The organism is Paenibacillus sp. NMA1017, assembly GCF_058895805.1.
Genome location: NZ_JBZXYR010000001.1, coordinates 891,056 through 915,546, shown reverse-complemented (window position 1 = coordinate 915,546; position 24,491 = coordinate 891,056). Strand labels below are relative to the sequence as shown.

The 24,491-nt window shown below is 45.0% G+C and carries 24 protein-coding genes; 19 read left to right on the top strand and 5 right to left on the bottom strand.

All coding sequences use genetic code 11. The annotated features are described in order from the left end of the window. Positions 1 to 18: 18 nt before the first annotated feature. On the bottom strand, positions 19 to 1,437 hold the full coding sequence (locus AC5ELV_RS04295; RefSeq protein WP_493429239.1) for an NAD-dependent malic enzyme: 1,419 nt from the start codon (positions 1,435 to 1,437) through the stop codon (positions 19 to 21). A 273-nt stretch (positions 1,438 to 1,710) separates the two neighbouring features. Beyond that, a complete protein-coding gene (speD, locus tag AC5ELV_RS04290) occupies positions 1,711 to 2,517 on the bottom strand; it encodes an adenosylmethionine decarboxylase (RefSeq protein WP_493429238.1) in 807 nt (268 codons plus the stop codon). Positions 2,518 to 3,323: 806 nt separating this feature from the next. On the opposite strand from speD, the gene AC5ELV_RS04285 reads away from it, so the two are divergent. Further along, complete coding sequence (locus AC5ELV_RS04285; RefSeq protein WP_493429237.1) at positions 3,324 to 4,172, top strand: hypothetical protein; 849 nt, start codon at positions 3,324 to 3,326, stop codon at positions 4,170 to 4,172. Between the two features lie 79 nt (positions 4,173 to 4,251). Here the strand turns inward: AC5ELV_RS04285 and AC5ELV_RS04280 are convergent, their stop codons facing one another. Beyond that, complete coding sequence (locus AC5ELV_RS04280) at positions 4,252 to 5,271, bottom strand: RluA family pseudouridine synthase (protein WP_493429236.1); 1,020 nt, start codon at positions 5,269 to 5,271, stop codon at positions 4,252 to 4,254. Between the two features lie 223 nt (positions 5,272 to 5,494). On the opposite strand from AC5ELV_RS04280, the gene recQ reads away from it, so the two are divergent. The 3 genes from recQ (at position 5,495) to AC5ELV_RS04265 (ending at position 10,807) form a co-directional block, all read left to right on the top strand. After that, positions 5,495 to 7,393: a DNA helicase RecQ gene (gene recQ / locus AC5ELV_RS04275; RefSeq protein ID WP_493429235.1), complete on the top strand. Its 1,899-nt coding sequence runs from the start codon at positions 5,495 to 5,497 to the stop codon at positions 7,391 to 7,393. A gap of 54 nt (positions 7,394 to 7,447) precedes the next feature. Further along, positions 7,448 to 9,316, top strand: coding sequence for a B12-binding domain-containing radical SAM protein (locus tag AC5ELV_RS04270; protein ID WP_493429234.1), 1,869 nt, complete (start codon positions 7,448 to 7,450; stop codon positions 9,314 to 9,316). Positions 9,317 to 9,493: 177 nt separating this feature from the next. Then, entirely contained in the window at positions 9,494 to 10,807 is a 1,314-nt protein-coding gene (locus tag AC5ELV_RS04265; protein ID WP_493429233.1) for an alkaline phosphatase, read from the top strand. Between the two features lie 257 nt (positions 10,808 to 11,064). On the opposite strand, the gene AC5ELV_RS04260 is transcribed toward AC5ELV_RS04265, so the two are convergent. Further along, positions 11,065 to 11,670 carry a DedA family protein gene (locus AC5ELV_RS04260; protein WP_493429232.1) on the bottom strand — a complete coding sequence of 202 codons (606 nt, stop codon included), beginning with the start codon at positions 11,668 to 11,670 and terminating at the stop codon, positions 11,065 to 11,067. Between the two features lie 15 nt (positions 11,671 to 11,685). Beyond that, positions 11,686 to 12,261: a class I SAM-dependent methyltransferase gene (locus tag AC5ELV_RS04255; RefSeq protein WP_029516416.1), complete on the bottom strand. Its 576-nt coding sequence runs from the start codon at positions 12,259 to 12,261 to the stop codon at positions 11,686 to 11,688. A 256-nt stretch (positions 12,262 to 12,517) separates the two neighbouring features. On the opposite strand from AC5ELV_RS04255, the gene AC5ELV_RS04250 reads away from it, so the two are divergent. From AC5ELV_RS04250 to AC5ELV_RS04180, 15 genes are all read left to right on the top strand, one after another. Continuing rightward, a complete protein-coding gene (locus AC5ELV_RS04250; RefSeq protein WP_493429231.1) occupies positions 12,518 to 13,354 on the top strand; it encodes a hypothetical protein in 837 nt (278 codons plus the stop codon). 81 nt (positions 13,355 to 13,435) lie between these two features. Further along, positions 13,436 to 13,699, top strand: coding sequence for a FlxA-like family protein (locus tag AC5ELV_RS04245; RefSeq protein ID WP_493429230.1), 264 nt, complete (start codon positions 13,436 to 13,438; stop codon positions 13,697 to 13,699). Between the two features lie 297 nt (positions 13,700 to 13,996). Further along, positions 13,997 to 14,425, top strand: coding sequence for a GNAT family N-acetyltransferase (locus AC5ELV_RS04240; RefSeq protein WP_493429229.1), 429 nt, complete (start codon positions 13,997 to 13,999; stop codon positions 14,423 to 14,425). 11 nt (positions 14,426 to 14,436) lie between these two features. Further along, a complete protein-coding gene (locus AC5ELV_RS04235; protein ID WP_493429228.1) occupies positions 14,437 to 14,898 on the top strand; it encodes a hypothetical protein in 462 nt (153 codons plus the stop codon). A 152-nt stretch (positions 14,899 to 15,050) separates the two neighbouring features. Beyond that, entirely contained in the window at positions 15,051 to 15,542 is a 492-nt protein-coding gene (locus AC5ELV_RS04230; RefSeq protein ID WP_493429227.1) for an 8-oxo-dGTP diphosphatase, read from the top strand. A 2-nt stretch (positions 15,543 to 15,544) separates the two neighbouring features. Then, a complete protein-coding gene (locus AC5ELV_RS04225) occupies positions 15,545 to 16,552 on the top strand; it encodes a phosphotransferase family protein (RefSeq protein ID WP_493429226.1) in 1,008 nt (335 codons plus the stop codon). A 38-nt stretch (positions 16,553 to 16,590) separates the two neighbouring features. Further along, entirely contained in the window at positions 16,591 to 17,112 is a 522-nt protein-coding gene (locus AC5ELV_RS04220) for a GNAT family N-acetyltransferase (RefSeq protein WP_493429225.1), read from the top strand. Between the two features lie 28 nt (positions 17,113 to 17,140). After that, on the top strand, positions 17,141 to 17,590 hold the full coding sequence (locus tag AC5ELV_RS04215) for a hypothetical protein (protein ID WP_493429224.1): 450 nt from the start codon (positions 17,141 to 17,143) through the stop codon (positions 17,588 to 17,590). A 24-nt stretch (positions 17,591 to 17,614) separates the two neighbouring features. Continuing rightward, on the top strand, positions 17,615 to 18,118 hold the full coding sequence (locus AC5ELV_RS04210; protein WP_493429223.1) for a DinB family protein: 504 nt from the start codon (positions 17,615 to 17,617) through the stop codon (positions 18,116 to 18,118). Positions 18,119 to 18,271: 153 nt separating this feature from the next. Continuing rightward, on the top strand, positions 18,272 to 19,306 hold the full coding sequence (locus AC5ELV_RS04205; RefSeq protein WP_493429222.1) for an NAD(P)/FAD-dependent oxidoreductase: 1,035 nt from the start codon (positions 18,272 to 18,274) through the stop codon (positions 19,304 to 19,306). Between the two features lie 357 nt (positions 19,307 to 19,663). Beyond that, positions 19,664 to 20,332: an HD domain-containing protein gene (locus tag AC5ELV_RS04200; protein WP_493429221.1), complete on the top strand. Its 669-nt coding sequence runs from the start codon at positions 19,664 to 19,666 to the stop codon at positions 20,330 to 20,332. Positions 20,333 to 20,524: 192 nt separating this feature from the next. Further along, a complete protein-coding gene (locus tag AC5ELV_RS04195; RefSeq protein WP_493429220.1) occupies positions 20,525 to 21,505 on the top strand; it encodes an ABC transporter substrate-binding protein in 981 nt (326 codons plus the stop codon). A gap of 10 nt (positions 21,506 to 21,515) precedes the next feature. After that, entirely contained in the window at positions 21,516 to 22,523 is a 1,008-nt protein-coding gene (locus AC5ELV_RS04190) for a FecCD family ABC transporter permease (RefSeq protein ID WP_493429219.1), read from the top strand. Further along, positions 22,516 to 23,538: a FecCD family ABC transporter permease gene (locus AC5ELV_RS04185; protein ID WP_493429218.1), complete on the top strand. Its 1,023-nt coding sequence runs from the start codon at positions 22,516 to 22,518 to the stop codon at positions 23,536 to 23,538. The genes AC5ELV_RS04190 and AC5ELV_RS04185 overlap by 8 nt, the downstream gene beginning before the upstream one ends. A gap of 118 nt (positions 23,539 to 23,656) precedes the next feature. Continuing rightward, complete coding sequence (locus tag AC5ELV_RS04180) at positions 23,657 to 24,427, top strand: alpha/beta hydrolase (protein WP_342429087.1); 771 nt, start codon at positions 23,657 to 23,659, stop codon at positions 24,425 to 24,427. Positions 24,428 to 24,491: the final 64 nt, after the last annotated feature.

The window sequence follows — 24,491 nt, the reverse complement described above, 5'->3', positions numbered from 1 at the left end:
GGGAGCAATCCTTTTCTTTTATCTGAAATCCCGAGGCACTCTTCTGGCTGTACCGCTCGCAATCGCGGCTTGAATTACCTTTTCACGCACCCGTTGAACCGCACTCTCGTTAAATACACCAGGGATTATATACAGCTTGTTCAGTTCTTCAGGACGGATTGTGCCTGCGATGGCTTCTGCGGCCGCCAACTTCATCTCTTCGTTGATTTCACGGGCACGGCAGTCGAGCGCCGCTCGAAAGATGCCAGGGAAACAAAGCACATTGTTAATTTGGTTAGGATAGTCCGAACGTCCGGTGGCGATGACACCCGCAATGTCCTCAACATCCTCTGGCGCAATTTCGGGAACTGGGTTAGCCATAGTGAACAGCACCGGGGCTTCTTTCATACGTTTCACGTCTTCTCGTTGCAGTAGTCCTCCTGCCGACAGTCCGATAAACACGTCAGCGTCCTTCAGAACCTCGGACAGCGTGCCGGACAGCCGTTCGGGGTTGGTATGCTGCGCATACCAGTTCCACATCGGATGCTCGTATGTTTCATCAGCTGTTAGAGCTCCATGACGGTCTACGCCAATGATGTTGACAGCCCCTGCAGATAGCAAAATTTTGGTGCAAGCCACACCCGCAGCCCCGATACCACAGACGACAATTTTGACGTCAGACAGGGCTTTGCCGACAACCTTGAGCGCATTAATCAGCCCTGCGTATAAAACGACAGCTGTGCCGTGCTGATCGTCATGAAAAACAGGTATGTCCAGCTCGTTTCGTAACCGCTGTTCAATTTCAAAGCATCGTGGCGATGAAATATCCTCCAGATTAATACCGCCAAAAGCTGGGGCTAATTGCTTAATGGCCTTAATGATTTCTTCGGTGTCCTGCGTATCCAGACAGATTGGAAAGGCATCGACGGAGCCGAGCTGCTTGAACAGCATGGCTTTGCCTTCCATAACCGGCATGGCTGCATAGGGACCGATGTTACCTAGCCCGAGGACAGCGCTTCCGTCAGAGACGACAGCGACCGTGTTGCGCTTGATCGTCAAACGGAAAGCTTTGTCCGGCTCCTCGTGAATCGCCATGCATACGCGTGCCACATCGGGGGTATATACCCGGGATAAGTCATCGCGGTTTTGAATTGGGACTTTGGGCTGCATTTCAATTTTGCCCCCGAGGTGTAATAGGAAGGTACGATCAGAGATGGATAATACCTTAACACCTTGTGCTTTTTTAATCCGCGCAATCATTCGGTCGATTTCTGCTGGATCGGCAATGGTCACTGTAATATCCCTCACAGTGACCATCTCAGAGGTGCTAATGACGTCAATGGCAATCACATCTCCGCCATGTTCGTTTACCAGCGTAATCAATTGACCAAATTGGATGTGTCCGGTGGAAATTTCCAATCGTAAAATGATGTTTTTACCGCCAATACCGCTTTGCATACAAATTCCTCCTTTGTCTTCCATAACAAAATCATACGTAGGATCAATTGATTGCGCTTACAATAAGAAGTGAATGTAAAATCCATGCTGATATTTTAAATTAGTGGTTTCTTCCCCTATCATAGTGAACAATCTCTCGCTTGTACAGATCAAGTTGAGTAATATCTTATTATTTTGTATTTAAAAAAGGACGAAAGCCGGCTGTATTCCAGTCCAAGCGATCATCCTTTTTTTCAATGAAATGATCTATTTTATTTTTACGCATTCGATCTGTTACGTCATATTTTTACCGTAGTAAATTTCGTCCATTTCGATTTTGAGACGTGTTGATATATTTTGTTGCTCTTTTTCACTCAGACTTTCCTTGGTGTAGCCGAACAGGTAATTGTCCAAATCGAATTGTTTTAGCTTACATTTGGTATGGAAAATATTTTCCTGATACACATTCACGTCTATCATGTCATACAGACTGCGCACTTCGTCTGGAATATAGTTTTGAATGGAGCCGATATCATGGTCGATGAAAAGCTTATGTCCATTCATATCACGTGTGAAGCCGCGCACCCGGTAATCAATCGTCATAATGTCAGTGTCGAAAGAATGAGTCAAATAGTGGAGTGCCTTGAGCGGGGAGATTTCCCCACAGGTAGAGACATCAATATCTGCTCGAAACGTACTGATCCCCTCGTCTGGATGATATTCCGGGTAGGTGTGAACCGTAATATGGCTTTTATCCAGCTGTATCACGACAGATTCAGGCAGGGGGCCTGGTGACTCGTCATAAGATTCAGTTGGTACCTCCACAATGGGTCCTTCTGATATAAGTACTGTCACGCTGGCTCCTTGAGGAACATAATCCTGCTGGGCTACGTTGAGCACGTGGGCGCCGATAATATCAGATACATTTTTTAAAATAGCTGTCAGCCGATCTGAGTTGTATTGTTCATCAATATATTCAATATACGCCTCGCGTTCTTCTTTGGTTTTGGTGTAACAAATATCGTACATGTTGAAGCTCAATGATTTAGTCAAATTGTTAAATCCATGTAGGGTAATCCGCTGTTCCGGTGTTATGGTCATAGGCTATTTCCCCTTATAGTCGCAGTATTCATACATAATATTCCCAACACGCTTTTTCATATACCGATTCATAAAATCAGTTCTGTAGTGAATCCATTTCATAATACCTTTAGTAGCTTTAATAAAGAGTACATATAGATCAAAATGTTTTAATTTGTCTATATGTAGTATACACTTCGTTGGTTTAATCATTTATGAAATTGATTCTAGTGTTAGATTAAAGGCTTGAACAAGTATGTCTTACCCGTTTGGCATAATTAAAAACAGGCAGGGGAGTGGCTTTGTTTTTACATGTATGGAAATTTTAACGTATATATACTTTATTTCTTACTCAGCAATTTTTAAGTAACAGGACTTATAATGTAGACTATGCATAGGACGAAGGAACTGAATGGACAGAGAACTCGTAGTAAAACATAAGAACTGGGTTGGTAATTCATTAATTTAATGTGTGTCACCTTCACAATGCCGAAAGCTTAACCGAATATGAATATAGACCCGAAAAAATAGTGATTTTGTATATTGCGTAAATCGAGAAAAGCAACTTCAACTAATAATATGCGTATAATAAAATAAACGTAATAAGCTGAGAATTATGAAGTTAAAATGAATTTTGTTAGCAAAATTCAATTTACAAACCGATCCCATGTTACTGTCGGGATTTTGCAAAATTCGATTCCAGTCGCTCCGAAGTGCAAGATATAGACGAACTAAACCATTTCGTTCTATGTCTTGTTCATTGAAAGTCGCTTATTGGATTTTTGCAAGATCCTCTACTGTAAAAAAACGGTGAAAGGAGTATCAAGATGCTGGCTTTGTCCGATCCGGCCTGGACTTTGCTCCAAGGCCCCTACGGTTCCTCTCAATACGTCCCAGAAATGTTGAAGCAGCTCCAAGCCGGATATGACGGCGAAATGGCTGACACCTTGTATTGGGAGGAACTGTATCACCAAAATACGTTGTATACTTGTACGTTTGCAGCTGTACCTTATCTTGTGGACATTGCGTTAAAAAGTTCTGATATAGGGATTCGTGCAGATATATATAACATTTGCGGAATATTCGAAGCGAAGAATAACAATCCCTTACATACCAAAATTCCATTGGAATTTACAAGGGACCAAGTGAAAGTGGATTCTAGTCTGGCAGAATATATTTATACGCAATATCGGTATGCTATTGTCCGGCTTGCAGAATTGACTGAAGAAATGGTGCTCTATGCGAAGGAACACGAAGGAGATATCGGTAAACGCTATGTTCTGGCTGCGGGTGCCGCTTTTCAGGGTTATCGCTGCGTAGCTTATATGCTACAAAGCTTCGATACAGGTGACGAATATACGCTGGATTGTCCGCATTGCGGTACCCCGCTCTATATTTGGCCTGATGAACAGAATGACACCCTGGTTGTCTATGATAAAGATCCTGTAAATTCAGACAATCTGGTTCCCCATCCGATCCGCCCCCGTTCATTGGACCATAAAGGTGCTAATATGCAGTGGTTACACGAATATGCCCAAAAAATTGAAGAGAACAAGCTGCTTGCCCAATTACCCTATTTAAACGGTTGGGTAGATTGTCCAGTGTGTAATACGCCCATATATATATGGGATGAGTTGATGAAAATGGCTGATGGTGTTCGGAGGTATACCGCTTAATCAATCAAAAAAGGGTGCTGTCTTCTACAGCCCCCTCACTACCTCTTCTATTTTTCCATCTAATCTTCGTATGCTTTGCTCAATTCTGCTCCCGAAACGGATTCAAAAAGGTTTTAGGAATATCGGATTCAAAACGCAGCAATACTCCGGTGACGGGATGAATAAATGACAATATCCTCGCATGTAGGCCAAGGCGCCCAATCGACTTGGATTTGGAACCGTATTTTTTATCTCCAACAATGGGATGACCGATATCCTCCATATGTACGCGGATTTGATTTTTACGTCCGGTTTCCAAACGTACTTCGAGCAAAGAAAAATGCCGATTGGCTTGGAGCAGCTTGTAATGAGTGACTGCGTGCTGTCCGTCATTCGGATAAGGACTGGAATACATTTTTAGCGTCTTGCTTTCTTTCAGCCATGAGGTGATTGTTCCCTCAGCTTTTTTAACCTGTCCTTCCACAAGAGCAATGTATGTTCGTTCATACACAACTTCCTTCCACGCTTTTTGCATTTCCTGCTGTATGGCTTCGCTTTTCGCAAACATCATCACTCCTGATGTATCACGATCCAAACGATGCAGTACAAAAATACGATTGTACGGATGCTCGCGCCTCACATGGGCCGTAAGCTGGCGATATGCTGTTACTTCCTGCTCCTGCGCTGAAGCGACGGAAAGCAACCCGGCATCCTTATGGATAACGATAATGGCTTCATCCTCATGCAAAATACGTAGTCCAGTCAGTGGTACAACGGGAGTTACTTTTTCCTTGGAAAGAGCGACAGTCTGACCGTGCTCCAGTGGGAAATTGTGCACGGTACGCGGAATGCCGTTGACGGACACCTGCCCACGAGCCAGTGCTGATTTAATGGAGTTACGACCCATGCCAGTCACATGCTCTACTAAAAAGCTCAACAGCTCGGCAGGCTCCTGGACGATGTATGTTTTGGCAGGGGCTTTATCAAAAGCATTCGTTCTCCGTTGAGCTTCCGGTTTATGGGAGCCAGATCTTCCGGCAGGTTTATGACTGCGTTTGGAATGGCTTGTGTTTGACGTAGATTTTGTATGATTTTTCCGTTGGGGTTTCCGATTGTTCATGGGTTCTTTCTCCTTCTTGGAGCCGTGTCTCTTCATAGTTATGGACAAATTTGCGGCACCGTGTTCACTATATCATGAGAAAACAGCGAACGCCATAAGGGACTAAACCAGATTGGCAGTCTTCTAGCGGTTGAACATTACCCTGAACCCCGGTAAACTAAAGGTAACGAAAGAAAAGCCGATATGCGTCAAGGACGCTAGAAATATGAGGAGTTTTGAAACTATGAGTGTACAAGCACCAACATTGGAACGGGCGCAGGACTTGCTGCAAAGATTTTATGGCTATCCCGATTTCCGGGAGGGACAAAAGAAAATTGTAGCCAGTATGCTGGAGGGCAACGATACGTTGGGCATCATGCCGACAGGGGGCGGAAAATCGATATGCTACCAGATCCCCGCGTTGTTGCATGAGGGGCTGACCATTGTCGTGTCACCGCTCATCTCGCTGATGAAGGATCAGGTGGATGCGCTGACCACAATGGGGATTGCTGCTGCCTACATCAATAGTACGTTGAGTGGTCGAGAAGTGAATGACCGCATACGAGCCGCACGGAATGGTGACTTGAAGTTACTGTATGTCGCACCGGAACGACTGGAACTGGACTGGTTCCGCGATGAAATGGCTCAGTTGCCGATTTCCTGCGTTGCGGTAGATGAGGCTCACTGCGTATCCCAGTGGGGCCATGATTTCCGTACCAGCTACCTGGCCGTGGCTCCATTCGTGGACGGGCTGTATGAACGCCCAATCGTGGCGGCGTTTACGGCAACGGCGACACCGCAGGTCATGGATGACATCGTGCGCCTGCTTCGTCTGCGCTCACCGGAGACGTTCGTTACGGGCCTTGGACGGCCAAATTTGGCGTTCAGTGTACTGCGCGGGGAAGACAAACGCAGCTTTTTACTGAATTATGCCCGTGAGCATGAGGGTGAATCAGGCATTATTTATGCTGCGACACGTAAGGACGTGGACGATTTGTACCAACGGCTGCGTGACGCAGGCATGGCGGCTGGACGCTATCATGCCGGGATGACAGATCAGGAACGTGCAGATAGCCAGGAAGGGTTTCTGTACGACGATATCCGTGTCATTGTAGCAACCAATGCCTTCGGCATGGGGATAGATAAATCGAACGTACGCTATGTCATTCACTACAACATGCCTAAAAATATGGAGGCTTACGTGCAAGAGGCGGGACGCGCAGGACGTGATGGCGACCCGAGTCAATGTATTTTGCTGTTTGGACCGCAAGATATCGTGACGCAGAAGTTCCTGATTGAGCAAAATCCACAGGATGAAGACCGCAAGCGCAACGACTACCGCAAGCTCCAGCAGATGGTTGATTATTGCTACACGACTCGTTGCCTACGTACGGCACAGCTTGAGTATTTCGGAGAAGCGGAGGAGCATGAAGCTTGCGGCATATGCAGTTCATGTACAGATGAGCGGGAACTGGTTGATATGACCATAGATGCGCAAAAGATTTTTTCGTGCATTCATCGCATGCGGGAACGTTATGGGGTCTCGATGGTCGCCTCGGTGTTGAAAGGCTCGCGTAACAAAAAAGTGCTGCAGTATGGTTTTGACAGCCTGCCAACCTATGGCGTGATGGGCAACCGGACGGAAAAAGAAATTGCCGAAATTATCAATGTTCTTGTTTCGGAAGGCTATCTGATGTTGTCCGAGGGACAATATCCGGTCGTGCGTTTGCAGCAGCTTGCGGCTGAAGTGCTGAAAGGCCAGCGAGAAGTCATGCAGCGTGTGGTGCGACATGCCACGGCTTTTGCAGGTGGAGCAGGTTCACGCGGAAGACAGGGACGCGATGCATACCCGGCTGCAGTCAACGAAACCGTGTTCGAGCAATTGCGCCTGATCCGCCGCGATCTGGCCGCTCAGGAGCATGTACCGTCTTATATCATTTTCAATGATGCGACGCTGCGTGAGATGAGCGTAGCGAGCCCGCAATCCGAGGCAGACATGTTGCGGATCAAGGGTGTCGGCGAAGTGAAGTTCCGCAAGTACGGCAAGCCGTTTCTTGATTTTTTTCAAAATCAGGGGAATATCGGGGGAACGGTAAGCGAGGACGAGATTTATGCAGACGATGTGTACGAGGATTTTGAATAGCTATACTAAGGTAAGGATATAACAGTCCATGCAAACTATAGAAGGTTGTGACCTATGAAAGTCATTTTATCAACGTTAAATGCAAAATATATTCATACCTCGCTGGCCATCCGATGTCTCAAAGCCTACAGTGAAAAGGACTTTGATATCGAGCTGGCGGAGTACACAATTAAGGACCCGGTGATGAACATCGTATCCGATTTGTTTCAACGGGGGGCAGATGTCATCGGCTTTTCCTGTTATATTTGGAACATTGAAGAGACGATTAAAGTCATTGATGTGTTGAAAAAGATTATGCCCGAGGTCAAAATTGTTCTGGGTGGTCCGGAGGTATCCTACGATACGGATCACTGGATGAAGCGTTTGGCGAATGTGGATTTTATCGTCGTTGGTGAAGGAGAGGAAACATTCCATCAACTGCTGCAGGAGCTGGAAGGGGATCGCAAGTTCCATTTTGTGTATGGACTCGCTTACCGTAAGGGAGAAGAGGTCATTCAGATGCCCGGTCGTCCGAAAGCGGACTTGAACGAGCTGCCGTCGCCCTATCGTTTTGCAGAAGATATACCGGAACTTGGGAAACGGGTTGTTTATTTTGAAACGAGCCGGGGCTGTCCGTTCAGCTGCCAGTTTTGTCTGTCCAGCATTGAGGTTGGGGTGCGTTATTACGATATCGAGCGCACAAAGTCGGATATTCTGTATCTGATCGATAACGGAGCAAACCTAATCAAGTTCGTGGATCGGACGTTTAATATTAAACGCGATTATGCACTGGAAATGTTCAAATTTTTGATTGAAAATCACCGTGGTTGCGTCTTCCAGTTTGAGATTACGGCAGATATTATGCGTCCCGAGGTGTTGGATTATTTGGCGGAAAACGCGCCGCCGGGCGTATTTCGTTTTGAAATCGGCGTTCAATCAACAAACGATCCCACCAATGAGTTGGTTAAACGTCGCCAGAACTTTACCAAACTTTCCCGTACTGTTACCAAGGTCAAACAAAGCGGTAAAATCGACCAGCATTTGGATTTGATCGCCGGATTGCCTTTGGAGGACTACAACACATTCCGTAAAACGTTTAATGACGTTTTTGCACTCGGCCCGGAAGAGCTTCAACTTGGCTTCCTTAAAATGCTGCGTGGCACTGGACTGCGTATCGACGCAGATAAGTACAATTACACGTATATGGACGTGGCGCCTTATGAAATGCTGAGCAATGACGTCCTTTCTTTTGCCGATATCGTTCGACTCAAGCGCTTGGAAGATGTATTGGAAAAATACTGGAACTCTCATCGTATGGATCATACAGTCAACTACTTGATTGAGCGTGAATTCTCGTCCGCCTTTGATTTCTTTCAGGAATTCGGAGACTACTGGGAAGGACAGGGCTGGCAAAAAATCGGACATCAGCTCGAAGACTTGTTCACGCGTCTCCAGTCCTTTCTGGAATCGCGTGGAACAAAGCGAATGGATATGGTGCTTGGACTGATGAAGCTTGATTATTTCCTTAACCATAAATATAAGCCGCGTAAAATCTGGTGGGAACATACCTTGGAGAAGGACGATTGGTCCAGCTATATGAAAATGATTCTCCAGCACCCGGATGCGCTGTTGTCACCTGCGGTTGCAGATTTTGTGGCAGATACGAGCAAGGAGAGTACAGGTGGGACGGATGTAGGCAACCAACAGCCGCAACCATACCGCGAGATCATTCCCGCCTTTGCTTCATTGAAGCTGAGTGAAAAGGAACTGCAAAAGCACGCGGTGCTGGATGTACTGCCGTTCAGTCTGGATCATATCCTGAGTGGGGGAAGCCCATTGACTGCTGAAGGCCGCACGCTGCTGCTTGTAGTCTATCAGCAAAATGGACAGCAAAAACCGCTGTACTACACTATGCCCATCGGCAAAAATATCGCCGCGATTTAATATAAGCATCAGAAGGCATCGACTTTGGTATTCCAAGAGTCGGTGTCTTTTTTCTTATAATCAAGCGACCATTCCAATTTTTACATTCGCGTAATCCATTTCTTGACGATGCTTTACAAAACAAATATATGATTACTTTATCATATATGAATATCAAATTTATTGGAGTGTGACCTTGTGAAAAAGCGTTCAATGAAAAAGAGTATCCTTGCTTTAGGTGCCATTACCGTTTTGAGTGCGCCATTGTTATCTGCTAATATCCCTAACGCTTTTGCAGCCTCATCTAATACCAAGTCTACTACCGCACAGGTATCCAAAGGACTGAAAACTTCGTCAGCGAAAGTCGATGCTCCTAAGAATGTCATTCTCTTTATCGGCGATGGTATGGGAGAAGCAAGTCGTAACGCGATTCGCTTGGCGACGGTAGGGAAATCGGGATTGCTTGAAATGGACAACATGCCTGTAACCGGCTTGGTTAGCACAAGTTCAGGGGATAACCTGGTTACGGATTCTGCAGCCGCTGCGACTGCAATTGCAACAGGTGTGAAAACGTATAACGGTGCGATTGGAATGGATTTGAATAAAAAACCAGTGACAACGATTATGGAGCTGGCCAAAAAAGCAGGCATGTCTACAGGTGTCGTGACGACAAGCCAAGTGACAGACGCAACGGGGGCCGCCTTTGGTGCACATGTAGAAAAACGCTCCGCTCAAAGTGAGATTGCCAAACAGTATCTGGAGAAAAGCAAGCTAGATGTTATTCTGGGCGGTGGTGAGGATTTTTGGTACCCTGCCGGAACAGTAGGCAAACATGCAGATGCTCCGGCAGAAGATCCTGAGGAAGCGAGTAAGGGAACTCAAGGAAATTTAGTAGAACAAGCGAAGAAGCTGGGTTATAGCTATGTGACAGATCAGACAGAAATGAAAGCAGCTAAAGGTTCTAAGTTGTTGGGGCTGTTCGCCAATGAAGAGATGTTCCAAGCTCACAACAAGCTGGGTAACTCTTACAACCCAACGGTTTCTCTACCGGATATGACGGCTAAAGCAATTGATGTTCTTTCCAAAAACCAAAAAGGTTTTTTCCTGATGGTAGAAGAAGAAGGAACAGATGAGATGGCGCATGACAATGAAGGTGAGTTAACGATTAAGGCTGGGCAACAGCTTGATAAGGCCGTTAAAGTAGCTAAAGAGTATGCCAAAGCACATCCAGATACATTAGTGTTGGTGACGGCAGATCATGAAACGGGCGGTTTGGCGATTGAAGGCGAAGATGCGGAGGATGAATCCGGTGAAGGCATCTCCAAAGAGGATGGTCCTTTTACTGTAAAAGGCTCTGATGAGAAGTTTTATATCGACTGGACCACGGGAGGACATACATCTGTTGATGTGGCGTTAACCGCGATGGGACCTGGGTCCTCTCAGTTTAGCGGGAATTATCCGAATACTGCTATTCATGACAAGTTAGTAAAGTTGCTTCAATTAAAGAAGTAACATGGTGTGAAAGGAAAGCCGCCCCTTAAAAAGATTTGCCATATTGGCAATATGGTTTTTCCTGTGATAAACTAAAGCTAATAAGTATATACTGAAAAAGAGTAAGGATGCTGCCAACATCCTCACTCTTTTACAACAGCCGCTTATAAGGGCGGTGGCTGTATGGTTGGATTAGTAAAATAGACCGCTAACCTTTTCCAGAGGGCGGTCTATTTCTTTTTCATGTAGGTAATGAACATGCTGAATATACTTAACCTTTACTCCTCCGTTGTTTTCTTCCCCCATACCAATTTCATAATAAAAAATATAATGACCAGCATGATGAGAAGCAATGCCATCTGCAAGCCATAACGATGGATCAGTTCTCCTGCTGCTTGTACATTATCGCCAAAGATACGTCCGAGCAGAAAGAAGATCAGCGTCCAGATCAAACCCGTTGAATAAGAGAAGAGGGCATAGCGCTTGAAGCTCATTTTATTGATTCCGACAATATAAGGAATAATGTGACGGACGATCGGCAGCAAATAACTGATGCAAATAGTGAAGTTTCCATACTTATGTATCAATTTTTCCGAAAACGTAATGTACTTGTCCATTTTTTTCTTCCGGCGTAAACGTTCTAGAATCGGTGTGCCCACGGTTCTCCCCAATACATAACCTAAGGACAAGCCTGATATAACCCCAAGATATACAATTAAAAAAGCGGGTAACGGGTGAAGTATGCCCATGCCTGTTACAGCCCCGCCAGTCATTACGATGACTTCATCCGGGATGGGCAGACCCACAATTCCGAGCCATAGAGAAAAGAATAATGCTGCATAGCCATATTGTTCGATGATGGAAATTAAATATTCCACGTCCATACGCATACTCCTTTCTTATGCTTTCTTTCGGCATACATACACGAATGCGGGTGGAACGTTCATAGGCACAAACTTGATTTCTTCAATATCAAACCATTCACCTAACTGCTGCTTCATCTGTTTAGAGTATTGAAAGGCGACAAACATTCCTCCATCCCTGAGCGATAGATGAATTTGTTCTACAATTTGATTCCGCATCGCTTGTGGAAAATTGAAAAAAGGCAGCCCGCTGATTATGCAGTCAAGCTGTTCTATTTGGGCATTTTTCATAGCAAGCTGAAGCTCACGCGAGTCGGAATAGCACAGATAATTCGGGAATCTTCTTTTTAAACTCTGCTGCATGGTTTGGTCTTTCTCAAAGAGTAAAACCTTGGGTTGAAATTCAGCAGCAGACGGGATGTATTGGGTAATTGCCCCTGTTCCAGCACCAAGCTCGGCAACAGCATGAACTTCACTCCATGGAATGGATTCTATCATATTTTTGGCTAAAAATCTGGAACTTGGTGTTACACTACCCACGTATGCAGGCGAGTACAAAAATTTGACTAGGAACATAAGTCTCTCGTGAACCAAATGGCTAATACGGATCATACATCATTTCCCTACTTTCAATTTTTAAAATACGTTCATTTATTCTTTGCTAAGAGTAACAAATTATCCCTTTACTTACTCCTGTCTTGAGTAGGGTTGATTCCCCCGTCTTGCGGAGGGGATTTTCCTTGACTATGGTCTAGGAAATAATTATTCAGTTATCATTCAGCATCCCCTCAGGTTGCATTCAGATTTGTTACCGATGAAAGGTAGGTGGGCAGCTAAAAACATTATGTACACTGAGAGGGGATCTACTTTGTCACTATCCATTAACAGGCATCTCATCACAACTTCCTATGATCAATCGAATACGGTGAAGTCAAATGAGAATGGACTAAATACCGCGGGTCATACCACACACAAGAACTCTAACGATTCACTCGAATTGAGTAAGGAATTCATGGAATACACGGGAGGAATGCAGACTCCGCTTCCTACGGAAAACTACAGTAATGATTACAAGCACGACGATCAGGATACCATTGCACTAACTACAGACGAACAGAAAACGCTATTGTCTGATCTGCAAAGTTACCTGATGTCATCAAGTACTTCCTCTGATACAGATGAACTCACCAACAGCACGAAGAATCCGTTGGCTTCGGTTAGCGACTTATTAGCCGGTGTGGATCTTGCGACGGCAACAGATGAGGAAGTATCCGATCTATTCGATAAGATAGCAGAAACGATCCAAAATAATCGTCCTGCACCGCCGCCTGAAGGTGACCCATCCCATCCTGAAATGGAAAGCAGTGGTCTGCCTCCTATGATGCAGGCAATGGGTGGAATTATGCCTCCATTCGCATGGAATATCCAAGAGACTTCCAATCAAGAGGATAACAGCACTACATCTGAAAAAGAGCTTACAGTAGATGAAAAAAGGTCCTTGCTGAGTGATTTGCAAAGCGTTCTGAGCTCCAGTCTTATATCCGGGTCAATAGCTTCGGACAAAGATCAGGAAACAGATCTGCTTTCTGCATTAAAAGACGCGTGGGGAAATACAGATGAATCGAATGCCACAGATGAAGAAATATCGGCTTTATTCGATAAAATCGCTAAGATTTTTGAACAATCTGTATCATCTTCGTCATAGTCATTAGAGTGCAATGCCATAGCTTAGAACCGGTTAGCCCACACGTGTAAAACTCATACTTTTATAAAGGGGAAATCTCGTATGAACATTTCATCCACATCCAGCAGTTCTATATCTATTGCAAGCACATCAGCATCCAGTACCAACGATACAGCTAGTCTGGAAAAGCAAAAAGCTCAACTTGAAGCGGAGTACAACAAGGTACAGCAAAGCTCGCAATCCAGCAGCACGTCAACTCCAAAAATGGAAAAGCCCGCTCCAAGTAACACAGAAACAACTCGTATCAACAGCGCTAACAGCAGTGATATTACGGGGATTGGAAAATCACTGGATATTTCAATTTAATCATCCCATCTCTTTTCCTGTATGACAGACGATGGATACCAACGATAGCAGGCTCTCCGTTTCATCGGGGTCTGCTTTTTGCGTTTACTAAATATTTTGCATGAATCCAGGGAGCGACTTTAATCAGCGATATTTAGATTAGAATAATTCTGTCCATCTAAATTGAATCATGTGACTAAACATAGAAAAGTATATACAATATATAACAGTAGGAAGATGAAAGTATTTTAACCCTATTATTTTCTATATTTAAATCAGTAAGTGCTAGTAATCATTTCAAATTGGAGGATTTATGCCATGACGCTGGAACCTCAGATGAATCGAAGTAGTAGGGATGAAGCGCGTTTAGTCAGAAACAAGTTGATTGAGTTTAATGCGAAACACGTCCCAGCAGATATTCGAAGCCGATACGAAGAGATTAATTTAACGCTCAAAAATGAAGACGGTCAGGTGATAGGCGGTCTCCTAAGTGTACTATGTTGGAACTGGGTGGAGGTTGATATTTTGTGGGTAGATCAGCGCTACAGAGGAAAGGGCTACGGTTCACAACTGCTTGGTGAAATTGAACAAATTGCTAAAGATAAAGAGTGTAATTTTATACAACTTAATACCTTTACTTTTCAAGCGCCCGAATTCTATGAAAAGCATGGGTATGAAGTAGTTGGTGTCATTGACGATGCTCCGAGAGGCTTTAAACACTATTATTATAAGAAAAGTATCTACTGAGGACTCTATATATGCGCGTACAGATCAAGGAAATAAATAAAGATCAGCATATTATCATTCGTAGTATTGGAAAGGAAAAAGTATACGGCTACTGGACATATTTTTGGCATGAACTGACTTCCGGATATGCATATGTTGTCCCCTATGAACAAAGCTTGGATAAGTTGATTCCCGGTTGTGTAATTTCGGTCGAGATTTCTCAATCTAGAATAGAGGGGTTCAGAAGTCTGAAGTCTACTGAAAAGACAGGGATTGTTAGACCTCAACCAAAGCTAGGCGACTACTGGATTCAAGGAACGATACATCAAGTGCTGCACAACGAAGCTGACGAGATAGAATGTCTGGAGGTTGTAGTAGGAGACACCATGATTATTTTGGATTCTGAAGAAATGAATGGTGATGCCAACGTTAAAGCGGGCGACGGGGTAGTCTTTGAAATCATAGGCCTACAGTTGTTTGACGAGGGACTGTGATCGCTCCAGGTTACCCTTCTGATCTAGTCTATGGTTAGAGTTATTGCGCTCTACAAAATAACGAGTTAAAGTATGGGAAATGCCATATTTAACCACAGTTTGTCGGTGTGAAAGTAAAGCTAGATTATAGTGAATCGTGAATAAAGAAAGGTATGATCGGATTGACAACAGAATTGACACATAAAATATATACCATGTGTATGATTCAAGACGGAAGCAAGGTATTGCTTATGAATAGACCCAATCGAAAGGGGTTTCCAGGTTATATTGCTCCAGGAGGAAAAGTAGAGTTTCCAGAAAGCATTGTGAATGGGGCCATTCGTGAAGTAAAGGAAGAAACGGGCTTAACTGTTAAGGAAATTGTATTTAAAGGAATCGACGAATATTGTGACCCCAGCCAAGGGCTGAGATATATGGTCTTTAACTATCTAGCTACAGCTACTGAAGGTGATCTATTAAAAAATCCCCCTGAGGGAGAACTGCTGTGGGTGGATATGAAGGAGGCGCTAAATCTGCCGATGCAGGATTGGTTTAAGCGGAGATTTCCATTGTTTTTTGAACCGGGAACGTTTGAAGTTAGTTCCGTCTGGCTGGCGGATACAGATGAAACCCTGGAAGCAACGATGAAGAGCTATGGTGTGTAGAGATGACGACGACCATTTATTTTTCGTCTAATCGGCTAGGCGAGGTAACAAATGATCAAATGCAAAGGATGCTGAATCGTTTTGATTTGGGGCGATTGCTATCTTACGAAAAAACGGCAGAAGGTGTTTTAGGACAAACTCTCTATGTTTCCTCAACGGCTGGTCAGTTTGTGCTGAAGGGGAACCCGCTTTTTCCAGGACAATGGATAGAAGAAAAGTTTATGGTAGAGCAAATCCAGGCACGGACTCGAATTCCCGTGCCAACACCGTATTTTGTCGATGATACAGAGGACATCTTTGGCTGGAGCTATGCAGTTATGCCTCGTCTAAACGGTCAGCATATACATACACCTGAGTTGCAAGCAAAGCTGACCTCGCTGGATAAACAGCAAATGGCTGAAATGCTTGCTACTGTTCTGTTAGAGCTTCATAGATGGAAGGTTAAGAACTGTGGAGAGCTGGATACAACAACTCTAGCCATTCGTCCTTTTGAAGTCTCTTATCGAGTATGGTTGTGTGGACGAATTCGATATTGGCTAGAGGATGCCAAAAAATACTCGAACATTTCTGTACAGGATATGGAATGGGTAGAGGAAATATTGGAAGGCTCCCGTCAAGCATTCGATCAGCTGGAAGCTGCCACTTTCGTGATGGGGGATTTTAAACCGCAAAATTTCCTTGTGCAGAATGGGAATAAGGGCTGGGGAGTCAGTGGCCTTTTTGATTTTACGACAGCCTATTTTGGGGATGGGGTTGCAGATCTTCCGAAAATAACCACCATGTATCTGGAGAACGGCGAAGAAGAGTTGGCAAAAGGTTTTCTTACTGCTTACGCACAAGGGATGGAAGCTAAAGAAGGATTTACTGAGCGTTTCCGGGTGCATATGCTGCATCAGCAGGTTCTAAACTGGGGATGTGCCAAAGCGATGAAGCAAGTCACTTGGGATGATAAGCTCTCTTTTGCAGATTGGGCGCAAAAATTCATGGATATTGAGGTATATAAGCAATAGCAGATGAACTGAACGTTTAAAGAGGAGGCCGTGAGTGAATGCAGACCGTCAGATTGGTAAAACCGGATCAGGAATGGAAGGAAGCTTATCTTTCATTTTATGAGGAATGGAAACAGAGTCAGGAGCATATGGTACCTTGGGTGATCTCTGTAGAGCCGTACGATTTTGAAGGTATGCTGATGGTTTTAAGTAATCAGGAAAATGGAATCAACCTGTCTGAAGGCTGGGTCAAAAGCTCAACATACTGGCTTGTGAATGCGAAGGAACAGGTCGTGGGAGCAGTGAATATCAGGCATGACCTTAACGAACATCTAACGAATGCCGGAGGTCATATTGGTTACGGTATCCGTCCTTCTGCTCGAGGGAACAGGTACGCTGTTACAATGCTGGCCTTGGCACTAGAAAAAGCAAAAGAGCTGGGGATTTCCCGAGCCCTGGTCGTATGCGACTCCGATAATATTGCTTCCAAAAAAACAATCATACAAAACGGCGGAACGCCGGACAAGGATTACATAGAGGAAGATGGAAACCGTGTAAACCGGTTTTGGATCGAACTGTGAGTGAGAAAGAGGGGAACGCGAGAAGCTCATGAAAATATGGCCTGAATATGCGCAAAACATCATTGTTGGTGTTATTTTTGAAGGGAAATGGAATTGGTATGTGACGGAAAGAGAGTATTGGTTTTTGAATACCGAGATGGAGGAACGGTTTGGTATCCCTATGTTGGATGAAACCATAGCGGGAGCATTTTTGGATCACATCTATGAATATAAGGTGGCTACTGGGGAACTAACTTCAGTGCTCCAATTGCTTGATGATGCTATTCAGCATAAGGATGAATTGTTGGAGTTCTGTCCTGCTCTGTATGTTAACTTTGACGAGAAAATTCTCTATTCGCTATTTCCTGAGCCAGCTTCGTTTGAAGACTATGTCCCAGCGGGGTGGGAAGGGAAATATCAAGACTTTTTGAACGAGGTACCTTCACCTGAACAATATTGGATGATCGATGGAAGTAATTTTTTTGAGAAATTCACTTGATAGGACGAAGGAGGAAATGAATATATGAATTCTTCCATGCATGAATTTAAAATCATATCCAAGCACAGAATGTACGATCAATATTGGGTAAAGTTGCGGGCATGCATTGGACTTTTGGATGAACAGGTGCTGTGGCGCGTCGGTGAGGCGGAAACGAATAGCATTGGTGGGATCATCAACCATATCATGGTGCATGTGCGCAGAAACGCAGCCAAGCTCATAGATCCGACGATTACATACAAGCAAGGAATGGAGGATAGCTTTATACCCTCCATGCAAAACAAGGAACAACTGAGGGATGAGGTAGAAGAAGCTTTTTCATCCTTCTGTGCAGCATTGGACCACACGGGGGCGATAAATATGTATGACGTATACCATGTGGTGGAGCATACGGCTTATCATCTGGGGCAGATCATAGACCGAGTTCAGAGATTGGCAGATCACCGTTTTCAATTTGTACAGACAGGACTTAATGAAAAAGCATTGCATGCGATAGTGCAGCAATCCTTGCATAACCTACGAGAATAACGGAAGCAGTAGCTATATTAACCCATAAAATGCAGTTCTAAGGTCACGAAAACCTCTGTAATCGTCATGTTTTTATTTCTTAATTGATATTGATAATTATTATCACTTATAATAGAAGCAGACATATTACGCTATGATAGGGAGAGTTGCAGAGTGACAGTATCCTTGGAATTATATGATGTAACGATCATCGGCGGTGGTCCTGCCGGTATGTATACCGCATTTTACAGTGGAATGAGAGATATGAAAACAAAGCTGATCGAAGCCAAGCATGAGCTGGGCGGACGGATGCGCATATACCCAGAGAAGATGATATGGGATGTCGGGGGGGTTACCCCGGTTTTATGTGAAAAGCTGATTGATCAGCTGGAGCAGCAGGCACGGACGTTCGAGCCTACCATTGTGCTGGGACAGCAGATCACTGGTTTGGATCGGCAAGAGGATGGCACGTTCCTGCTAACTTCTGCCACAGGAGAACAGCATTGGACACGCACGATCGTTTTGGCAGTAGGCTATGGTATTCTCAAAATGGCTAAGCTGGAGATTGAGGGGGCGGACCGCTATGAGGTTACGAACCTGCATTATACGGTGCAAGAGCTGGAGCCATTCCGGGGCAAGCACGTCCTGATTTCCGGTGGAGGCGACTCGGCGGTGGATTGGGCAAATGAGCTGGAGTCTATTGCGGCGAGTGTGACCGTCGTACATCGTCGGGATCACTTTGGCGGACATGAGAAAAATGTAGCTCGTATGAAATCATCTTCGGTCCGTGTTCTTACACCATATGCGGTGAGTCAGCTACATAGCAACAATGGAGAGACGATTGAACAGGTGACGATCAGTCATGTAGATACGGACGAAATACAGGTGTTGAATGTCGATGCCGTCATCGTGAATCATGGACTAAAATCCGACTTCGGCCCGCTACGGGATTGGGGACTGGATATGGGAGAGTGGCATGCCCGAGTGAGCGACAAGCTGGAAACGAATCTACCAGGGATTTTCGCGGCAGGCGATTTTGTCGAGTACGGAAGCAAGCTGTATCTAATTGCCGGTACCTTCACAGATGCCGCCCTTGCACTAAACAGTGCCAAGCTGTACATTGATCCGGCAGCTGACAAAGCGGCATATGTATCTTCTCATAACAGCCGATTCAAGGAAAAAAACCGCGAGCTTGGTGTCGTGGAGTAAGATAAGAAGCATAAGTTATATAGGATTAAAGATAGGGTAGGGAAAATGTAAAAGAACTTCCGTGACTACGATTGATGTGGTTTTGGAGGTTCTTTTTTTGTCAGGTTGCTGACTTCTCATTCTAAAGGTTGGATAGCATACACCTTATAGAATAAAATGAAGATAGGGAGTGTGAAAAAAATGAGCTTACGAGAGGTACTTGAACGGCTAGCCATTCATCTGTCAGACGACACGATGGAAGCTGAAAGCTGGCAGCCTGTAAGGCACTTTCAATGATTCGCGTAATTAAATGGACAAGCATTAAAAAAATCAAACGAACCTACTATAGAAAGTATGGACGGGATTGAAAGGTGACATATGAAGAGACGAACGGAGCAACAGGAAGCGATTTGTGCAGATATTATTCAAAAAGCGGAGCCCTTTGTACAGCAACAGTTGGAGCATGATCATAGTGGCCACGATTGGTGGCATATAGACCGGGTGAGAAAGCTGTCCCTTAAAATTGCTGCTAAAGAGGGCGCAGATTCGTTTATTTGTGAACTGGCAGCACTGCTGCATGATGTAGCGGATGAAAAATTAAATGATTCCAAACAAGCTGGGCTGGATAAAGTAGAGCAGTGGCTGCTTCTGCATGTAAATGATCTGGAGGTAATCGCGCACGTGATGACCATTATAGCTACGATGTCCTACAATGGTGGACAAAACCCGCCTATGGAGTCGCTAGAAGGTCAAGTTGTGCAGGATGCGGATCGGTTGGATGCTCTCGGAGCAATTGGGATTGCAAGAACCTTTATGTATGCAGGCTCAAAAGGCAGTATGATGCATCACCCGGATAAAGATTTTTCACAGCATGAGTATCGTGCCGCAGGTAAAAGTGCCATATACCATTTTTACGAAAAGTTGCTCAAGCTTAAGGATTTAATGAATACCGCTTATGCCCGAGAGCTGGCTGAGGTTCGGCATCAATGGATGGAGATGTACCTGGAGCAGTTCTATAGAGAATGGAATGTGGATGATGTTCAGTAGAGAGAGGAAGGCTGATGCTTCTTAGATACAGTGATTCCAAGGAAAAAAGCTCGCCTTTTTAATAAATATTAGAAAAAATATTAGAAAAAATATTGCAATACACTGATTTCTCTCCTACTATTGATAATAGTTATCATTGATAATGATAACTATTATCTGTAATTCAAGTAGTAGAGGGGAGCCATTCAGGTTATGAAGAAGTTTGCAGTAGGGGTGTGTACTTTATTATCGGCAAGTTTGTTGTTGACAGCGTGTGGTGGAAAAGTGCAGGAGGTGGATAGCTCGGCTCAAAGGAATTCCAATGCATCGACACAGACGTCAGTTTCCGACGGAGAAAGTGCCAAGACGATTACATATCTAGATAAGACTTATAAGCTGACCAAGACGGATCATATTATTGTAGCAAGTCTGGAAGCGATGGAAGATGCGGCTGTCCTGGGAGTAAAGCCGACTGGGGCGGTTACTTCGGGAGGGAAATTCCCCGAATACATGGAAAAAGCGATGGAAGGAGCCGCAGATGTTGGTGACCGAATGCAGCCTAGTGCTGAAACGATCCTGAAACTGAAGGCAGATGTGATTCTTGGGAGCTCCAAATTTCGGCCTGCGGTGGCAGAACAGCTGGGTAAGGTCGCTACATTGATTCCAGTATCTCATATTTCAACGAACTGGGAAGCGAACCTGCTCATGTTGGGGCAACTTACGGGCAAAGAGGCGAAGGCGAAAGAGATACTGAACAAGTACAAGCAAGATGTTCAGGCGGCCCAACAGAAGCTCAAGCCATTATGGGAAAACAAAAAGGTGCTTATGGTACGGATTCGTACAGGTAATCTGTATGTATATCCTGCAGACGTATATTTCAATCCTTCGCTATATGTTGATCTGGGAGCTAAGGTACCGGAAGAGTTAAATACAGTAAAAGCACAAGAGGCAGTTTCTTTGGAGAAGTTGGCTGATATGAACCCTGATTATCTGTTCGTACAATTCTCGGAAGGTGAGAACAAGGATCAACCGGAGGCATTAGCGGATCTGGAGAAAAATCCGATTTGGAGCAGCATCAACGCCGTAAAGAATGGGAAAACCTTCGTCAACATCGTAGATCCCAATGCTCAAGGCGGTACTTCATGGAGCAAACTAGCCTTTTTGGAAGCGGTTATGAACCGACTTTCGCAGTAAAGGTAGGAACATGGGAAAAAAGTTAATCTCTCCTTACCTTATCATCTTCGTCTCTCCCTTGTTTATCGTGTTAACGTTACTGCTGTCTGTGATGTACGGAGCCAAGACGATAGAATGGGAGACGATAATTGCTACCTTTTTTCATTTTGATGCTGGGAATGTGGATCATCAGGTCGTATTAAACTCTCGTCTGCCTAGAGCGGTCGGCTCTATATTGATTGGTGCTTTTCTTGCGATTTCAGGAGCCATTATGCAGGGAATGACCCGGAATTTCTTGGCTTCACCCTCAATTATGGGCGTGTCGGATGGAGCGGCATTTGTGATCACCTTAATGATGATCCTCGCGCCGAACTCCACTTCGATGGGGCTGATCGGCAGTTCTTTTGTAGGATCGGCTCTGGGGGTGGCTATTGTATTCGGTTTAGCCTGGATGATTCCCGGCGGCCTTGCTCCGGTTCGTATGGCCATTTTGGGAACGATCATCGGTACGTTTTTAAGCAGTCTGTCGGCCGTTCTCTCCATTTATTTTAATGTATCGCAAAATGTAAGCTTTTGGTTTAACGCTCGTCTGCATCAGATGGACCCCGAGATGATTCAATTGGCAATTCCCTTTGCTCTTGTGGCAATTGTGGGAGCGATGCTGCTGGCCAAGCCAATAACACTACTGTCGCTAGGCGACGACGTAGCCACAGGTCTGGGACAGCGGTCATTACCGGTCAAGCTGGGGGCGATGCTCTGTGTAGCATTGCTGACGGGTGTTTCTGTTGCGCTGGCAGGAAAAATTGCTTTTGTTGGCTTATTGATTCCGCACATCACCCGATATTTAATCGGAGTAGATTACCGTTGGGTCATTCCATGCTCTGGTTTGATCGGTGGCGTTTTTTTGGGTATGTCTGATGTGTTGAGCCGTTTTCTTAATTATCCGTTTGAAACGCCTATTGGTGTGGTAACCTCAGTCATTGGCATCCCTTTCTTTCTGTACTTAATACGTAGAAAAGGAGGGGGAGAGCATGCGTAAAATCAGTGCAAAACGGCTGTGGCTCGTACTTTCAGGCGGGGCCGCGCTCATTTTAGCAGCCTCCTATATTAGTCTGACCCATGGGGAGTTCGACATGACTCTGCAGGAAGTGGTTCAGACGTTGTTCCGTATTCATCCTACTCCGCAGTTGGATTTGGTGATATTTGATTTTCGGCTACCTCGTATTGTGATTGCCGCCTTGGTCGGTCTGGGGCTGGGGGTTGCTGGGGCGGCGGTACAGGGAGTTACACGGAATGGCTTGGCCGATCCCGGCATTTTGGGTATTAATGCAGGGGCGGGGGCAGCCATCGTCATATTTATGTTCTTTTACCAAGGGCAGATGGAAACAACCGGCTGGACTGCAGCGCTGGCTATGCCCTTTTTTGGTTTGATTGGAGGTTTGGTGGCTGCCCTGCTAATCTATTTATTTGCTTGGAAAGCAGGACGTCTTGATCCGCAGCGTCTGCTTCTCGTTGGTATCGCGATTGGCTCTGGCTTCGGTTCTTTGACCTTATATCTATCGCTGAAAATGAAAGCCTCGGATTTCGAGATGGCGACAGTATGGATGTCGGGCAGTATTTGGAGTGCGGATTGGAAACTGGTTGCCGCCGTAATTCCGTGGCTTGTCATTTTGATCCCTGTTATTTGGTTGAAATCGTATGTATTGGATCTATTTCAATTGCATGAACATACAGCTAAAAGTCTCGGCGTTGCGACCGAAAAGGAAAAGTCTATTCTTCTGCTGTCCAGCATTGGACTGGTGAGTGCCTGTGTGTCTGTTTCAGGAGGAATAGGCTTTGTAGGATTATTGTCCCCTCATATCGCCAGAAGACTGGTTGGCCTTCATCATCGTCTTGTGATTCCCGTATGCGGCATGGTGGGTATGGTGCTGGTACTGTTGTCTGATTTTGTTGCCAAAACGGTGGTTGCGCCTGCGGAAATTCCCGTTGGGCTGATTATTGCGGTGATCGGGGTCCCTTATTTTGTAGTCCTGCTCATGAAAAAAACGGCCTAATTGAATTGAAATTGAGGTTCTATTGGAGGTTATTCCCGTGAAAGACCTATTTACGCATGCTCATCGTTCCAGTGATGCACATGGAGCTGTGTACGTTCCTCGAAGCCAGCATCGAGTGATGTATTCACAGGCTGAAAACCGTGAGTATCATATTTATATTGCCATCCCTGCTGAGGAACCTCCTGTATCCGGATATCCAATTATTTATGTACTGGATGCCAATTCTGTTTTTGGAACCATGGTGGAAGCGGTGCGTGTTCAGGGCAGACGACCCGACAAAACGGGTGTTGTCCCAGCTATCATTGTAGGAATAGGCTACCCAACAGAGGCTCCGTTCCATCCTTCTCGATATTACGATCTTACACTACCAAGGACGGCAGTAGAGCTTCCTGTAAAACCAAATGGAGAAGCACCTATTGAAAGCGGGGGAGCCGAGCATTTCCTGTCATTTATTGAAGATGAGCTAAAGCCTGAAATGGAGCGTGATTTTCACATTGATCGCAGCCGACAAACGATCTTCGGTCATTCATTAGGGGGCCTGTTCGTATTACATACCCTGTTTACAAGACCCGGCTCTTTTCAGGTCTATGTGGCGGGAAGTCCCTCTATTCACTGGGGCGGGAGGGCCATTATGGAGGAAGAGAAACACTTTTTAGCCTCCACAGCTCAGGAACAACGGAACAAAAGGCTGTTGATTGCGGTGGGTGAGCTGGAAGCAGGACATTCAAGTGGTATGCAGGAAAAGGCCAGGGAGCTTGCCGAGCGTTTAACAAATGTGAATGATTCGGGCTTGCATGTAGAATTCCGTGAATTTGCAGATGAAGGCCATATATCCGTGTTGCCAGTACTGGTGAGCAGAGCCGTTCGTTTTGCTTCGGTTTGTCACTAAAACTATAAAAAGAACCAAAAAATGAAGATATATAAAGGGATATAGAGTATAAAAAGGGATAAAA

Coding starts and splice junctions, on each gene's coding strand:
- AC5ELV_RS04285 (WP_493429237.1), top strand. CDS start 3,324: ATGCTGGCTTTGTCCGATCCGGCCTGGACTTTGCTCCAAGGCCCCTAC.
- AC5ELV_RS04225 (WP_493429226.1), top strand. CDS start 15,545: ATGACGACGACCATTTATTTTTCGTCTAATCGGCTAGGCGAGGTAACA.
- AC5ELV_RS04200 (WP_493429221.1), top strand. CDS start 19,664: ATGAAGAGACGAACGGAGCAACAGGAAGCGATTTGTGCAGATATTATT.
- AC5ELV_RS04255 (WP_029516416.1), bottom strand. CDS start 12,261: ATGATCCGTATTAGCCATTTGGTTCACGAGAGACTTATGTTCCTAGTC.
- AC5ELV_RS04230 (WP_493429227.1), top strand. CDS start 15,051: ATGATCGGATTGACAACAGAATTGACACATAAAATATATACCATGTGT.
- speD (WP_493429238.1), bottom strand. CDS start 2,517: ATGACCATAACACCGGAACAGCGGATTACCCTACATGGATTTAACAAT.
- recQ (WP_493429235.1), top strand. CDS start 5,495: ATGAGTGTACAAGCACCAACATTGGAACGGGCGCAGGACTTGCTGCAA.
- AC5ELV_RS04210 (WP_493429223.1), top strand. CDS start 17,615: ATGAATTCTTCCATGCATGAATTTAAAATCATATCCAAGCACAGAATG.
- AC5ELV_RS04195 (WP_493429220.1), top strand. CDS start 20,525: ATGAAGAAGTTTGCAGTAGGGGTGTGTACTTTATTATCGGCAAGTTTG.
- AC5ELV_RS04215 (WP_493429224.1), top strand. CDS start 17,141: ATGAAAATATGGCCTGAATATGCGCAAAACATCATTGTTGGTGTTATT.
- AC5ELV_RS04235 (WP_493429228.1), top strand. CDS start 14,437: ATGCGCGTACAGATCAAGGAAATAAATAAAGATCAGCATATTATCATT.
- AC5ELV_RS04190 (WP_493429219.1), top strand. CDS start 21,516: ATGGGAAAAAAGTTAATCTCTCCTTACCTTATCATCTTCGTCTCTCCC.
- AC5ELV_RS04295 (WP_493429239.1), bottom strand. CDS start 1,437: ATGCAAAGCGGTATTGGCGGTAAAAACATCATTTTACGATTGGAAATT.
- AC5ELV_RS04180 (WP_342429087.1), top strand. CDS start 23,657: ATGTATTCACAGGCTGAAAACCGTGAGTATCATATTTATATTGCCATC.
- AC5ELV_RS04240 (WP_493429229.1), top strand. CDS start 13,997: ATGACGCTGGAACCTCAGATGAATCGAAGTAGTAGGGATGAAGCGCGT.
- AC5ELV_RS04220 (WP_493429225.1), top strand. CDS start 16,591: ATGCAGACCGTCAGATTGGTAAAACCGGATCAGGAATGGAAGGAAGCT.
- AC5ELV_RS04260 (WP_493429232.1), bottom strand. CDS start 11,670: ATGGACGTGGAATATTTAATTTCCATCATCGAACAATATGGCTATGCA.
- AC5ELV_RS04245 (WP_493429230.1), top strand. CDS start 13,436: ATGAACATTTCATCCACATCCAGCAGTTCTATATCTATTGCAAGCACA.
- AC5ELV_RS04280 (WP_493429236.1), bottom strand. CDS start 5,271: ATGAACAATCGGAAACCCCAACGGAAAAATCATACAAAATCTACGTCA.
- AC5ELV_RS04185 (WP_493429218.1), top strand. CDS start 22,516: ATGCGTAAAATCAGTGCAAAACGGCTGTGGCTCGTACTTTCAGGCGGG.
- AC5ELV_RS04270 (WP_493429234.1), top strand. CDS start 7,448: ATGAAAGTCATTTTATCAACGTTAAATGCAAAATATATTCATACCTCG.